The organism is Kitasatospora purpeofusca (assembly GCF_034043715.1).
In the GTDB taxonomy this organism is placed as follows: Bacteria; Actinomycetota; Actinomycetes; order Streptomycetales; family Streptomycetaceae; genus Kitasatospora; species Kitasatospora purpeofusca_A.
In genome coordinates this window covers 1-14,202 of sequence record NZ_JAXCLC010000043.1, presented here as the reverse complement: position 1 = coordinate 14,202, position 14,202 = coordinate 1, and the positions used below count along the sequence as shown (strand labels likewise).

Below are 14,202 nucleotides of genomic sequence, written 5' to 3'. Positions count from 1 at the left end.
GCCTGCCCGGTGCGGTGGGCGGGGGCGCGGGCCGGTGTGTGGGGGTGCACCGGGCCCGCGCCCCCGGGTGTGCTCAGGCCTTCTCGGGCGGTGTGCCCGCGGCCTCGCCGAGGAAGTACGCCGAGCGGCGCCGCCAGCGCGCCCAGGCCGCCGCCGGCAGGCCGGTGACGATCATCAGTACCACGACGGTGAGCTCGAACCAGCCGTTGTCGGCGGAGAGTTCGAAGTGGTCGGTGGAGTCGTAGAAGGTCCAGGTGAGGTAGCCGCCGACGACCAGCAGGACCGCCGCGCCGAGCAGCGGGCCGACCACCGCGCGCAGCCCCTCCACCAGGTCGGTGCGCAGCAGGTGGCGGAACCGGACGGCGGCCGCGACCGCGGTGAGGGCGTAGTAGAGGGCGACGATGATGCCGATCGCGTTGACGGCCGCCGAGATGAGGTCGTTGACGGTCGGGATGACGACCGAGCACAGTGCCAGTGCCACCGCGACCGCGGTGATCAGCAGGGTGCCGACCGCGGGCGTCCGGTGCTTGGGATGCAGCTTGGTCCAGACCGGGCCGAGCACGCCGTCCCGGCCCATCGCGAACAGCCCGCGGGCGGTGGGGATCACCGAGGACTGCAGCGACGCCACCGCGGAGAACATCAGCGCGATCAGCGGCAGTGCGGCCAGTGGCTGGTCGGCGAGCCGCGCGCCGAAGTACGTGAGGCCGTGCGCGCCGTTGTCCGCGAGTTCGTCCAGCGGCAGCACCCGCTGGAAGGCCGTGCCGGCGAGCAGGAACAGCAGCAGCATCACGACCAGGGCGAGGGTGCCGGCGCGGGAGGCGTCACGGGGGTCGTGGACCTCCTCGCCGACGCTGAACACCGACTCGAAGCCCCAGTAGCAGAACACCGCGAGCACCATGCCCTGGGCGACGGCGTCGAAGGACGGGATCGTGAGCGGGTTGAACCAGTCGAGCGAGAACGGCTGGTCGCCGGCGAACAGCCCGTAGCCGCAGAAGCCGAGCAGGACCGCGTACTCGAACACCAGCAGCGCCTTCTGCAGCCGGGCGGCCAGGCCGAGTCCGCGCACCGCGACCAGCGCGGCGGCGACCAGGACGACCAGGCCGATCAGGGTGCACTGCACGGTCGAGTCGGCGTCCAGTCGCAGCCCGGCGACGCTGCGCAGGTGCGCCTCGTCGAGGAGTTGGACGATCGAGGAGCCGGTCACGGTCGTGGTGTAGGCCATGAACACCACGGTGCCGACGGTGTTCACCCAGCCGGTGAGGAAGCCGAGCCAGGGGTTGAGCGTGCGGCCCACCCAGCTGTAGCTGCTGCCGGCGTCCGGCTCCGAGCGGTTCAGCCGCCCGTAGCCGCCGGCGATGGCCAGCACGGGGAGGAACGCCAGCAGCATGATCGCGGGGAGGTGGAGCCCGACGACGCCGGCCATCAGGCCGAGGCCGATGCCGATACTGCTGGTCGCGGCGGTACTCGAGGCGGCGATCGCCGCCCCGTCGAGAAGGCCGAGGGAGCGGGGCATGGAGTCCTGGGGGCCGCTGCTGTCCGCTCTCGGACCGCTGCCCATGACCTTCGCCGTCGATGCCAAGGGATCACCGCCTTGCTGGTGGGGGGTGTGGGGGTGGGGGTGAAGTGCGAGCCATGAAACCGGCGGCCGAGAGACACGTCAATGCTGTTGTCATAAGGACACCGGCGGGCCCGGCTCCGGCGGCGCCCGCGGGCCCGGGGCCGGGCGCGCTGATCCGCACCGGCGAACCGGTCCTGCTCGCATACGGGGCGAGCGGTCGGGACCCGGGGCCGCTTGTCGGAGGGGGCCGCTACCGTACGGCCATGGACGACGACCGCACCCCCGCCGTACGCCTCGAACCCTGGTCCGAGGGCGACGCCGAGCTGCTGCACGCCCTCAACGCACCGGAGCTGATGACCCACCTCGGCGGTCCGGAGTCCGAGGAGGCACTCGCCCGCCGCCACCGCCGGTACGTCGACCTGACTGCCGACGGCACCCGCGCGGGGCGGATGTTCCGGATCGTGCTGCTGCCGACGGGGGCGGTGGAGGCGACAGGAGCGGCAGAGGCGGCGGCCGGGGCCATCGGCTTCTGGGACCACGAGTGGGCCGGCGAGCAGGTGTACGAGACGGGCTGGGCCGTGCTGCCGGCCTTCCAGGGCCGGGGCGTGGCCACGGCCGCGGCCCGCGCGGTGGCGGAGCTGGCCCGGGCCGAGGGCCTGCACCGCCACCTGCACGCCTTCCCCTCGGTGGACCATCCGGCGTCGAACGCGGTCTGCCGGGCGGCGGGCTTCGAACTCATGGGGCCGCAGGACTTCGAGTACCCGCCCGGCCACCCGATCCGCTCCAACGACTGGCGGCTCGACCTGGGCAAGCCCTAACCGAGCCGGAGGTTCCAGCGGCCGGCCCGGCCGGTCAGTTCGACCACCGCCAGCGGGGGCACGTCCAGGCGCCGGAAGGCCAGGTCGGGGACACCGAGCGCGTGCACGGCCGCGGCCCGGACGGCGTCCGGCTCGGCGACCACCAGGACCCGGCCGGTGAGTCCGGCCGCCGTCCCGTCCAGCCACCCGGCGACCCGGGCGCACAGCTGCCGCACCGACTCGCCCCCGTGCGGGGCGGCGGACGGGTCGGCGAGCCAGGCCATCACCGCCTCCGGCTCCTCGGCGGCCACCTCGTCGAGGGTCCGCCCGCGCCAGCGCCCGGGCGCGCAGCCGCGCAGCGCGGGCTGGGCGACCGCGTCGGCGAGGCCGAGTTCCGCGGCCGTGCGGCGGCAGCGGGCCGAGGGCGAGACGAAGCGGTGGGACGCCGCCGGGAGGTCCGGCCGGAGGGCACGGGCCGCGCGCACCCCGGCCTCGTCCAGCGCGTCCCCCGCGTCCGCCGTACCACCGCCGTCGTCCGCCGTGTCGAGGCCGTCCGCCCCGCCACCCTGGTACGCGGAGGCTTCGTCGGCGAACCGCGCCTGCCGCAGCTCGGGTCCGATCGCCGGGGAAACGAAAATCACCCGTACCGTCACGCGACTCCCCTTCGTACACCTGTCACCCTTGGGGGCCCTCGGAGCACGGTGCTCCGCGCCCTCCCGGCGCGCGAATCCGCAGGTCGCGCCACGACAACGATTCCGTGCACGCCCTTGGCGCCGTCGGCACCGGGCGCTACGGTCTCCCCGACAACTGAAGACGACGGCGAGACGGAAGTCCGGTGTGAATCCGGCACGGTCGCGCCACTGTATGCCGGACCAGGCCGCCTCACGCAACGGCGGTGCCCGGCAAGTCAGACCCGATGGCCGTCGTCCGAGATCCACCGAACGGGACGCGTGTTTCCCCAGGAGGTCCTGCCATGGCCCAGTCCGTCTTGTCTCCCAGCCTGCCCTCGGCCGGCTCCGCCCCCGCATCGCTGCCGATCCGCGCGATCCTGCCCTGGGCGCTCTTCCTCGGCACCCTGATGCTGGTCCTGCTCTACTTCGTCGGCGCCGAGCAGGGCGCCACCTCGGTCTTCTCCGGTGCGACGGTGCACGAATGGGTGCACGACGGTCGGCACCTGCTCGGCTTCCCCTGCCACTGATCCCGGAGAACACGCACCGATGAGCAACTCCGCGATCAACAACTCCGCAACCATGCCGTCCGGCACCGTCGGCAGGCTGCTGCTGCGCGGCTTGCTGGCCGGCCTGATAGCCGGGCTGGTGGCCTTCGTCTTCGCCTACACCGTCGGCGAGGGCCCCGTCTCGGACTCCATCGCGCAGGAGCAGGCCCACTCCGCCCCGGCCGGGCACCACGACCACGGCGGCGGCGCCGCGGCCGGTGGCACCGAGGACGCGACCGCGCACGAGCACGGGGCCGACGCCGGAGGCGGGGAGGAGGAACCGGTCGGCCGGGACCTCCAGTCCACCGCCGGTCTCGCCACCGGTGTCCTCGTGTACGGCGTCGCGGTCGGCGGGATCGCCGCGCTGGCGTTCTGCTTCGCCCTCGGCCGGGTCGGCCGGTTCGGCCCCCGGGCCACCGCCGCGCTGGTCGCGGGCGCGGCCTTCGTCACCGTCTACTTCGTGCCGTTCCTCAAGTACCCGGCGAACCCGCCGGCGGTCGGCGATCCGGACACCATCGGGAAGCGCACCGCGCTGTTCTTCCTGATGATCGCGCTCAGTGTGCTGATCGGCGTCGCCGCGGTGATCCTCGGCAAGCGCCTGGCCCCGCGCCTGGGCACCTGGAACGCCACCGTCGCGGCCGGCCTCGGCTACGCCGTGGTGATGGCCGTGCTGGCCTTCGTCCTGCCGCCCAACGACGACGCGATCCCGGAGGGCTTCCCCGCCGCGCTGCTGTGGGACTTCCGGCTCGCCTCGATCGGCCTCCAGGTGGTGCTGTGGACGGGCTTCGCCCTGCTCTTCGGCACCCTGGCCGACCGTGCCCTCGCCCCGGCGGCACCGGCCGCCGAACGGGCTCCGCTCGCCGCCCCGGCGGTCTGACCCGGCCCTCGCCCCACCGCACCGCACCACGACTCGACCCCGCCGAAGGCGCGCCGGCGGGGTCGGGTCGTGGTGCGGTGGCGTCGTCCGACCGCCGGGTCAGACCGTCGCCGTCTCGGCCTGCGCCGCCTCGACCCGCGCCGCCTCGACCCGCGCCGCCGCCTCCCGCTCCGCCCCGGCCGCCGCGCCCCGGGCCCGGGCCCGCTTCGCGTAGGCGATCGTCCAGGTGATCAGCAGCGCGGTCACACCCAGCGACAGCACCGTGTTCAGCGCCTGCATCGCGTCGGTGTCGAGCACGTACGAGAGCCCGACCCGCAGCCCGGCCTCCAGCAGATAGGCCACGCCCCAGCCGATGGTCAGGTGACGCTGGACCCGGCGGAACCCGGGCAGCGCCCAGAGCCCCTCCCAGCGCTCCAGCGACCCGGCCGAGCCGTCGGTGGCGAACTTGCGGCCGAAGTAGAACATCAGCGGTCGGGACGCGGCCAGGCTGGCCAGGCAGATCACTCCGAACAGGCCGGTGATCACCGAGTCCTTCACCAGCAGGAAGTGCGCGTCGGCCGGCCCGGCCAGGGTGACCGCGACGGTCAGCACCAGGAACAGCAGCGACACCGCCGCGAACTCGTCCACCCGCCGCTGCCACGCCAGGTGGATCCCCAGATCGACGGCGGGCCAGACGGCCGAGATCACCAGTGCGGTGAACTCACCGTAGCCGTGGTCGGTGAGCTGGTTGTAGGTGATGATCGGCGCGACGACGTTCAGACCGATGGTGAGCGCCCAGCCGAGTGCGTTCGCACCGCCGCGCTCCTTCGTTGCCTCGGACGGCAAGGTTTCCCCCGATGATCTTGATGATGGGCGGGGGGACTCTAGCGGATCCCCCGTCGGGCCCGCTACGGCGCGGGCGCCGCGCCCGACAGGTCGTCGACGACCTGTCGGCGGCCCCCGTCGGCGACCGCCGGACGCGACCGGCCGCCGAACACCCAGGTCCGCGTCATTGGTGCGTGTGCACCGATCGACGGAGCCCGACCCGGCCCGCCGTTCGGCCGAAAGGCCTTTCACGGCAAGGCCATTGACGAGTACGCGGAAACCGTCGTTAGGATGTCGGCGCTCTCGACGGCGGCCGGTCCGCGGCCCGCCCCCGAGTGGCGATCTCCGTTCCGTCCGCACGCCGGTTGGAGGGGGCCATGCTGCCGATCGACCCGGCCGGGAGGCCGGAATACCCGCCCGTCGCACCCGGCGACACCGTCGACCGGCTGGGCGGGCGCGACGTCCCGGACCCGTACCGTGCCCTGGAGGACGCCGACGCCCCCGCGACCCGGGAGTGGTCGGCCGGCCAGCGGCGGCTGTTCGACCGGCTGCGCGACGGCTGGCCGGCGGTGGGCGCGTTCCGGGCCGCGATGACCCGGCTGACCGCCTTCGAGCACCTGACCTCGCCCCAACTCGCGGGCGGCCTGGCTTTCTTCACGGTCCGCGGGCCTGCGGACGAGCACCCCTCGCTGGCGGTCGCCGACCCCTCCGGCAGCCGCCGGATCCTGTTCGACCCGCATCGTCACGATCCCACCGGCCGTACCGTGCTGGGCGGTTGGACACCCGACCCGACCGGCGCGCTGGTCGCCGTCCAGAGTGCCGAGGGCGGCGCCGAGGAGTACACCCTGCGGGTGCTCGAGGTGGCCACCGGCCGCACGGTGGACGGGCCGATCACCGGCTGCCCGTACGGCAACGTCGCCTGGTCGGGCGGGCCGGACGCCTTCTACCACGTCCGCGGCGGCCCGGGCGGCGACGGCGCCCGGCTGTTCCTGCACCGGATCGGCGAGCACCCGGCGGACGACATCGAAGTCCCCGGCGCCGCAGCACCCGCCGACCGACCCGCCGACGGAGCCGCCGACCGACCCGAACACGCGCACGAGCACGAGCACGACGCCGCCGACGGACCGGCCCCCGAGCTGGACGTCCTGCTCGGCGCGGACGGCCGGCTGCTGGTCGCCGCCACCGCCGACGGGCTCTCCAGCGGCAACCACGTCCGGATCGCCGACCTGTCCCTCGGCACCCCGGAGAAGCCCGACTGGCGCCCGCTGACCGCCCTGGACGGCGGCTGGAGCTCCCCCTGGCCCGCCACCGACGGCCTGCTGTACGTGCTCACCGACCTCGACGCGGACCGGGGCCGGATCCTGGTCCTGGACCCGGCGGCGCCGGAGCGGCCGCGCACCCTCGTCCCGCAGCACGAGCACGAGGTACTGGAGTCCTTCGCCGTCCTCGACGACCCCGCGCTGCCGGTCCCGCTGCTGCTGGTGCTCCGCTCGGCCGGCGGACACGGCCGGATCACCCGGCACGACCTGCGCACCGGCGAACCGCTCGGCACGCTCCCACTGCCCGGCACCGGCGTCGTCACCGACCTGACTTTCCGTCAGGGCGGCCACGAGGCGTGGTTCAGCTACTCCGACCCCACCACCCCGGAGACCGTCCACCACTACGACGCCCGCCGCGGCACGACCGGGGTGTGGCGGGCACCGGGCACCCCGGACATCCCCGCCGTCCTGGTCTCCGAACTGCGCTGCGCCTCCCCGGACGGCACCGAGGTGACGGTGCTGCTCACCCGGCCCGCCGACCGCCCGACCGGCCCGCTGCCGACCGTCCTCCAGGGCTACGGCGCCTTCGGCGAGCCCCAGGTCGCCGACTACTACGCCGCGGCGCTCGCCTGGGCCGGCCTGGGCGGCCAGTTCGCGGTGGCCCGGGTGCGCGGCGGCGGCGAGCACGGCGAGGGCTGGCACCGCGCCGGGATGCGCGAGCACAAGCAGAACGGCGTCGACGACTTCCTGGCCGCCGCCCGCGCGCTGCACGACCGGGGGCTCTGTCCGCCCGGCGGGCTCGGCGCGTTCGGCCAGAGCGCCGGCGGCCTCCTGGTCGGCGCGGCGATGACCCGGTGCCCCGGACTGTTCGCCGCGGTGGCGGCCACCGCCGCCCCGCTCGACATGGCCCGCTACGAGCTGACCGGCTACGGCCCCTACTGGACCGACGAGTTCGGCACCCGGGAGGACCCGGAGGAACTCGGCTGGCTGCTCGGCTACTCGCCGTACCACCACGTGGCGGCGGACACCGCCTACCCGGCCGTGCTGCTGACCGCGTTCGAGGACGACGCCAGGGTCGACCCGCTGCACGCCCGGAAGATGTGCGCCGCGTTGCAGCGGGCCACGTCCTCGGGCCGCCCGGTGCTGCTCCGCCAGGAGGCCGGCGTCGGGCACGGGGCCCGCGCCCGCACCGGGCGGCTCGCCTATTTCGCCGATGTGCTGGCTTTCCAGGCCGAATACCTGGGACTTTCCGTCCGTTCCAGCGGCACTTGAAGATCACCCCGCGAAAAGGTGTTCTTACATCTTGTCCGGGAAGTTCCCCGATGAATAGCATGGAGTCCGATCGGAGGGGGGAGGTGATTCCAATGATCAAGAAGTCCACCAAGCGCTACAGCAGCGCCGCCAGCACCGCCAAGGGCTGAGCCTGAAATGCGGCGGGGCTTCCTTCACAACGACGCCCCGCCGCACCCGTCCGGAACTCCTCCGCAAATTCCCGGACCCGGTATTTCCATGACTTCCGCCGCCCAGTCCCCGAGGGGTATCCGTGGCACGTCCCGCGCTCAAGACGAGCATCCCCTACTTCGTTTCCGACGGCTCGGTCCACTTCCGCCTCGGCGGTGAGCTGACCTCGCTGGAGGACACCGACGGCCGCGTACTGAGGCTGCTGCAGCTCCTGGACGGCAGCCGCGACCTGGACGACGTCCACCGCGACCTCAGCGCCGACTACCCCGACCTCACCCCCGAGGACGTGCGCGAGGCCGTCGACGACCTGGACGCGACCGGCCTGGTGCAGGACACCGCCGACCGGGGCGAGGACTTCGACGCCGCCGCCCGCGAGCGCTGGTCCAACAACCTGGGCTTCTTCGAGACCTACGCCTCCCTGGGGACCTCCAAGTACGAGTTCCAGCGCCGCGTCCGCGACGCCCGGGTGGCCGTGCTCGGCGTCGGCGGCATCGGCTCGCACACCCTGATCGACCTGGTCGCGATCGGCTTCACGGACATCCGGATCGTCGACTTCGACAAGATCGAGGTCTCCAACTTCAACCGCCAGATCATCTACGGCGAGCCGGACGTCGGCCGCACCAAGGTCCACGTCGCCGCCGAGCGGGCCCGCCGGCTCAACAGCCGGGTACGGGTCGACGCGGTCGAGGCCAAGCTGATGTCCGCCGACGACGTCTACGCGGTGGTGCACGACCGGGACATCGTGATCGCCGTGGTCGACCGCCCCAAGGTGCACGTCGCGCACTGGCTCAACGAGGGCTGCGTCCGGGCCGGCGCCACCCTGATCGGCGGCGGCGTCGACACCCAGCGGGCCATCCACTACACGATGGTGCCGGGCGTCAGCGGCTGCGTGGAGTGCTGGTACGGGCAGGTCCGCCGGGACGACCCGACCTCGCGGATGGTGCTCGACGTCCTCGACGACATCGACCGCGAGGGCAGCGCCTACGGCGAGGACACCGCCGCCTTCAACGGGCTGGTGGTGGTGGCCGCCGCCCACATGGTCTCCGAGATGGTCCGGCTGGCCTCCCGGGTCTGCCCGCCGCTCGCGGTGGGCCGGCTGCTGGAGCAGACCTTCCACAACCCCCGGGTGCGCCAGGCCGAGACCTGGACCCGCGACCCCGACTGCGCCGTCTGCCGTGACGCCCGGCCCGCCGCCGGCGCCGAGTGGCTGACCCGGGTCGACCGGGAGGAGCTCCCCTTCTGACCCGCGACCCACGGAATCCCGGACCCGGATCTGCGGCCCACGGCCCACGACCGGTGACCGCGCGACCGGCCGGGAACCCCGGCGGGAACGCCGTACCGACGGCGCCCGCCGGGATTTCGGCGATCCACCGGAAGAATTCCGGAACATCCTTTTACTTTCCGCCGACCAGCCATCGAAAAAGTGCATAGGAGAACGCCGGTGCCCACCGCGAAGCCGATCGAGGAACGTCCGACCCCGGGCCCGGCGGACATCCGCCTGCGCGCCGCATTCCTGGTCTCCGGCATCGGTGACTGGATCTACCGGCTGGCCATTCCGGTCCTCGTCCTGAAAATCACCGGATCGGCCACCTCGACCGCCCTCGCCTATGCGATCGAGTTCATTCCGTACATCGTGATCGGACTCTTCGCCGGCGTCATCGCGGACCGGTTCGACCGCCGCCGGGTGATGATCCTCTGCGACCTCGCCTCCGCCGTGCTGGCAGTCGCCGTCACCGCCCTGGCCACGCTCGACCGTCCGCCGCTGGCCGCGATCTACCTCTGCGCGTTCCTGCTCGCCTGCGTCCGCCCGTTCTACTTCCCGGCGTTCCAGGGCTTCCTGGTCGACGTGGTACCCGAGCAGCGGCTCGCCCGGGTCAACTCCTGGACCCAGACGGTCGACAGCGCGCTCGGCTTCATCGGCCCGGTGGCCGGCATCACCGCCGTCGCGGCGCTGGGCGTCCCGGTCTCCGCGCTGGTCAACGCGCTCTCCTTCGGGGCCTCCGCGCTGCTGATCACCGCCATCTCCACCACGCCCGCCCCCGCCGCGGGGCCGACCACGGCGGCCCGGATCGCCAAGGACTTCGCCGACGGCCTGCGGGCACTGCGGACCATGCGGGCGGTGCTCTGGGGCACCGTGCTGATGGCCCTGTCCAACCTCGCCGCGTGGACGGTCGAGGGCAGCCTCTTCTACCTCGTCCTGGAGGTCGAGGAGAAGCCGAAGGTCGTGCTCGGCCTCGTCCTCGGCGCCCAGGGCCTCGGCGCCGTGGTGGGCGGAGTGCTCGCCCCCCGCCTGACGGACCGTTACCGCCTGGGCCCGCTCCTGGCGTTCGGCATGGGCCTGTCCGGGGCGACCATGGTCCTGCCGGCCCTGGTGCCGACCTGGTGGGCGGTGCTGATCGCCTGGGGCGTGGAGGGCGTCGCCACCTCGCTGGTGATCGTCAGCTGGTTCACCGCCCGGCAGAAGGTGGTGCCCTCCGAGGTGATCGGCCGGGTGGTGTCGGTCAGCCGGGCCGCCGCCTACGCGACCATCCCGCTCGGCGCGGTGCTCGGCGGCCGACTGGTCTCCGGCACCTCCCCTACCCGGACGCTCTTCGTGTGCGCGGCCGTGGTGCAGGCGGTAGTGTTCCTCGGCACCGCGTTCTCCCCCGTGGTGCGCATCGACCCCGGCCCCGGGGCCGGCCCGCACGGCACCGGGAGCAGCAGCGGCAGCGGCAAAAGCAGCGGCAACAGCAGCACCGATACCGGCGACGGTTCCGCCGAGGCCGACGCGGTCGAGGCCGGCTGACCGGCTGACCGGCTGACCGGCGCGACGGGGACACCACGGCGTCCGAAGGAGGGCCCGGCATGACGGAGACCGGAACGACGGGGACCAGCAGCGCGGGAACGGGCACGCCGAAGGCGCGGCTCGCCCGGCGCTACCTCGAGGTCAACGGCGAGCACCCGATGACCGAGGCCGACGACGCCTACGTCGACCGGCACTTCTCCCCACTGGAACCGCTCTGCGCCCGCCACGGCCAGGACCCGGACGAGGTCCGCGGCCACATGCTCGCCGGCCGCCTCCCGCTGCCCGGCTACCTGCGCTCCGACGGCACCGAGATGGTCGCCCCCGACCTCCTCGAACTCGTCGACGAGGCAGGCGGGTTGGCGAAGCTGCCGGACTGGTTCCAAGGCCACTGGGAGGACCGGGAGGAGGGCGCCGAGGAGTACGAGTCGTACCTCAGCGGCCAGAACGTCTGTCTGCACCGCCTCCACCCGGTCACCATGCGCCGCAAGGCGGAACTCGTCCGGGGCATCACCGAGGCCCTCGCCCGCCCCACCGCCGGGCCCTCCGACCGACTGCCCGGCCTGCGTGACCTGCCCGCCCTCCACGACCTGCACGCCATGATCGACGAACTCGACGCCCTCGAACCGCCGTTCACCGCGTACGACCGCCTCCGCTTCGGCGGACCGGTCTCCAGGGACACCTGCATCGACGCCGTCCGCCGCGACCACCCGCGCGACTGACCCACCGCGCGACCGGACGGACCGACGAACGGACCGACGGACCCGGCCCGTGTCCGGATTCGACGGAGGCCGAAGCCCGTTGGTCGGCCGTGGCGGACGCGGCAAGACTGGGCCCCGCGTCCACGAGCGTCGCCACCGCGACCCGTCATCGAGGAGTCCCCATGAGCCGCACGTCCACCATCCGCACGTCCCCGGTCCGCACATCCGCGATCCGTCTGCGCGTCACCGCCGTGGCCCTCGCCGCCTCGGCCTGCCTCCTGGGCGGCGTCGGCGCCGCCCAGGCGTCCACCACCGGCGCCGCCGCCCTCACCACCACCTCGGGCCGGGCGGTCGCCGCGACCGAGACGGCGACCTTCACCGGCAGCGGGACCGGCGGTTCGATGGGCGCCGCCATCGAGAGCGCGACCAACGTGGCGCTGTCGTACGCCCAGGCGGCCGGCTGGCAGCGCAGCCAGTGCTACCGCCTCGCCTCCGACGTCCGGCAGTCCGGCGGCTGGTTCACCGCCACGTCCAAGGTGTTCTGCCAGCGCTGAGCCCCCGGGGGTCCGAACCGGCCGGACCGGCCGAACCGATGCCGCGCCCGGCATCAGTCCGGCCGGCTCCACCGCACGTCCAGGCGCCTGAGCCCGTTCTGGAAGTTGGACACCAGCCGGACGGGCGCCGCACCGGGGGCCGGTTCCAGTCCGGGCAGGCCGGTGAGGACGTGCCGCAGCATCGCCGCCATCTGCAGGCGGGCCAGCCGGGCGCCGATGCAGAAGTGCGGGCCATGGCCGAAGCTGACGTGGTCATTGGGGGTCCGGGTGATGTCGAAGCGGTCCGGGTCCGGGAACACGCTCCCGTCCCGATTGGCGGACGCGTGGTACACCACCACCTTGTCGCCCCGCCGGATCCACCGGCCGCCGAGTTCGACGTCCCGGGTGGCGGTGCGCCGGAAGTCCACCACCGGCGGCCAGTGGCGCAGCATCTCCTCGACCGCCGAGTCGGTCAGCTCCGGTCGCCGCAGCAGCAGCCGGTACTGCGCGGGATGGGTGAGCAGGGAGTACAGACCGCCCGGCAGGGCGTTGCGGACCGTCTCGTTGCCCGCGACCGCGAACAGGAAGAACATCGTCTCGAACTCCGCCGGGCCGAGGCCGCCCTCGCGCATCCGGGCGAGCACGCTTCCGGGGCGGGGGCGTTCGGCGAGCCCGTGCGCGTAGGCGAACATGTCCGCGAGGGCGGCGCGCGAGCGGGGGTTGACCGGGCGTCCGTCCGGCGCGGTACGGGCCGTGGGGCGGTGGGCGAGCGCGGCACGGCCGAGGTCGGAGAGCGTGGCCGGGTCGACCGTGGCGGAGTCGGCGTGGTCGGCGTCCTGGTAGCCGATCACCCGGTCCGCCCAGTCCCGCAGCAGCAGCCGGTCCTGCTCGGGAACGCCCATGATCCGGGCCAGCGTCCGCACCGGGAGGTCGGCGGCCAGCCGGACGAAGTCCGCCTCGCCGCGCACCCGCACCCGCCGGACGGCCTCCGCGGCGTGCCGCTCGATGCCGGCGGCCAGTTCGCGCAGGGCGCGCGGGGTGAACGCCCCCGCGACGATGCGGCGCAGCCGGGCGTGGTCGGGCGGGTCCTGGTTGAGCAACATGGCGCGGGCGAAGTCCAGGTCGGCCGCCGTGTCGGGGTCCCGGATCTGGGTCGCGCCGAGGTGCGAGGAGAACAGTTCGGGCGTGCGCAGCACGTACTTGACGTCGGCGTGCCGCAGCACCGCCCAGTAGCCGGGTCCGGCGGGCCACGGACCCACCGCGGGCTCCTCCACCCAGCAGACCGGCGTCTCGGCGCGCAGTTCGCGGAACAGCTCGTACGGCACGCCCTCGGCGTAGGTGCCGGGGAGGAAGATCCGGTTCGCCCGCGCCTGGTCGATGGCCATACCGAGGGACCGTACGCCGCGCTCCGGCGCACCGCCAGAAGGCGGGGCGTCGCGGCTGCGCCCGCCGGTCGCCGGGATCCCGTAGGGTCGGCCAATGGCGAAGTACTTCGACGTGCATCCAGAGTCCCCCCAGCCGCGCACCATCAGCACAGTGGCGGCCAGTCTCCGTTCCGGGGCCCTGATCGCGTACCCGACCGACTCCTGTTTCGCGCTGGGCTGCCAGCTGGACAACCGTGACGGCCTCGACCGGATCCGGTCCATCCGGCGTCTCGACGAGCGCCACCACTTCACCCTGATGTGCGAGGACTTCGCGCAGCTGGGGCAGTTCGTCCAGCTCGACAACAACGTCTTCCGCGCCGTGAAGGCCGCGACGCCGGGCAGCTACACCTTCATCCTCCCTGCCACCAAGGAGGTCCCCCGCCGTCTGATGCACCCGAAGAAGAAGACGGTGGGCGTCAGGATCCCCGACCACGCCGTCACCCGGGCGCTGCTCGCCGAACTCGGCGAACCGCTGGTCTCCAGCACCCTGCTCCTCCCCGGCGAGGAGGAGCCGATGACCCAGGGGTGGGAGATCAAGGAGCGGCTCGACCACGTGCTGGACGCCGTGGTGGACTCCGGCGACTGCGGCACGGTGCCCACCACGGTGGTCGACTTCTCCGAGGGCGAGCCGGAGATCGTCCGGCGGGGGGCCGGCGACCCCAGCCGCTTCGAGTGACGTTCCGGGGCCGAGCGGGGCCCGCCGCCCGAGGGGCGGTGGGCTCCGGGCCCCGGGCTTCGGTCTGCGGTCTGCGGTCTGCGGTCTGCGGGCCTGAGGCTCCCGGCCTCAGGC

The 14,202-nt window shown here is 73.6% G+C and carries 13 protein-coding genes and 1 riboswitch; of the genes, 9 read left to right on the top strand and 4 right to left on the bottom strand.

Going from position 1 to position 14,202, the window contains the following annotated elements:
• Positions 1-73: 73 nt before the first annotated feature.
• Positions 74-1,579, bottom strand: a complete 1,506-nt coding sequence (locus tag SM793_RS22030) for an APC family permease (protein ID WP_320439971.1) — start codon at positions 1,577-1,579, stop codon at positions 74-76.
• A gap of 242 nt (positions 1,580-1,821) precedes the next feature.
• On the opposite strand from SM793_RS22030, the gene SM793_RS22025 reads away from it, so the two are divergent.
• Entirely contained in the window at positions 1,822-2,376 is a 555-nt protein-coding gene (locus SM793_RS22025; protein WP_320439970.1) for a GNAT family N-acetyltransferase, read from the top strand.
• Here the strand turns inward: SM793_RS22025 and SM793_RS22020 are convergent.
• Complete coding sequence (locus SM793_RS22020; RefSeq protein WP_320439969.1) at positions 2,373-3,008, bottom strand: histidine phosphatase family protein; 636 nt, start codon at positions 3,006-3,008, stop codon at positions 2,373-2,375. The genes SM793_RS22025 and SM793_RS22020 overlap by 4 nt on opposite strands.
• 173 nt (positions 3,009-3,181) lie before the next feature.
• Positions 3,182-3,268, top strand: a riboswitch (cobalamin riboswitch).
• A gap of 60 nt (positions 3,269-3,328) precedes the next feature.
• Between SM793_RS22020 and SM793_RS22015 the strand changes: the two genes are divergently transcribed.
• Positions 3,329-3,553 carry a CbtB domain-containing protein gene (locus SM793_RS22015; RefSeq protein ID WP_030394041.1) on the top strand — a complete coding sequence of 75 codons (225 nt, stop codon included), beginning with the start codon at positions 3,329-3,331 and terminating at the stop codon, positions 3,551-3,553.
• 52 nt (positions 3,554-3,605) lie between these two features.
• The gene (locus SM793_RS22010; protein WP_320440017.1) at positions 3,606-4,448 is read left to right on the top strand and encodes a CbtA family protein; all 843 of its coding nucleotides are present in this window, start codon (positions 3,606-3,608) and stop codon (positions 4,446-4,448) included.
• Between the two features lie 99 nt (positions 4,449-4,547).
• On the opposite strand, the gene SM793_RS22005 is transcribed toward SM793_RS22010, so the two are convergent.
• Positions 4,548-5,273, bottom strand: a complete 726-nt coding sequence (locus tag SM793_RS22005; protein ID WP_320439968.1) for a VC0807 family protein — start codon at positions 5,271-5,273, stop codon at positions 4,548-4,550.
• A gap of 356 nt (positions 5,274-5,629) precedes the next feature.
• Here SM793_RS22005 and SM793_RS22000 point away from each other — a divergent pair, with 356 nt between their 5' ends.
• The 5 genes from SM793_RS22000 (at position 5,630) to SM793_RS21980 (ending at position 12,009) form a co-directional block, all read left to right on the top strand.
• Positions 5,630-7,783, top strand: coding sequence for a prolyl oligopeptidase family serine peptidase (locus SM793_RS22000; RefSeq protein ID WP_320439967.1), 2,154 nt, complete (start codon positions 5,630-5,632; stop codon positions 7,781-7,783).
• A gap of 271 nt (positions 7,784-8,054) precedes the next feature.
• The gene (locus tag SM793_RS21995) at positions 8,055-9,215 is read left to right on the top strand and encodes a ThiF family adenylyltransferase (protein ID WP_320439966.1); all 1,161 of its coding nucleotides are present in this window, start codon (positions 8,055-8,057) and stop codon (positions 9,213-9,215) included.
• 198 nt (positions 9,216-9,413) lie between these two features.
• Positions 9,414-10,757, top strand: a complete 1,344-nt coding sequence (locus SM793_RS21990) for an MFS transporter (RefSeq protein ID WP_320439965.1) — start codon at positions 9,414-9,416, stop codon at positions 10,755-10,757.
• Between the two features lie 59 nt (positions 10,758-10,816).
• A complete protein-coding gene (locus SM793_RS21985) occupies positions 10,817-11,476 on the top strand; it encodes a DUF6058 family natural product biosynthesis protein (RefSeq protein ID WP_320439964.1) in 660 nt (219 codons plus the stop codon).
• A gap of 161 nt (positions 11,477-11,637) precedes the next feature.
• Complete coding sequence (locus tag SM793_RS21980; protein ID WP_320439963.1) at positions 11,638-12,009, top strand: hypothetical protein; 372 nt, start codon at positions 11,638-11,640, stop codon at positions 12,007-12,009.
• 53 nt (positions 12,010-12,062) lie between these two features.
• Here the strand turns inward: SM793_RS21980 and SM793_RS21975 are convergent, their stop codons facing one another.
• Positions 12,063-13,373: a cytochrome P450 gene (locus SM793_RS21975; RefSeq protein WP_320439962.1), complete on the bottom strand. Its 1,311-nt coding sequence runs from the start codon at positions 13,371-13,373 to the stop codon at positions 12,063-12,065.
• Positions 13,374-13,467: 94 nt separating this feature from the next.
• On the opposite strand from SM793_RS21975, the gene SM793_RS21970 reads away from it, so the two are divergent.
• Entirely contained in the window at positions 13,468-14,088 is a 621-nt protein-coding gene (locus SM793_RS21970; RefSeq protein ID WP_320439961.1) for an L-threonylcarbamoyladenylate synthase, read from the top strand.
• Positions 14,089-14,202: the final 114 nt, after the last annotated feature.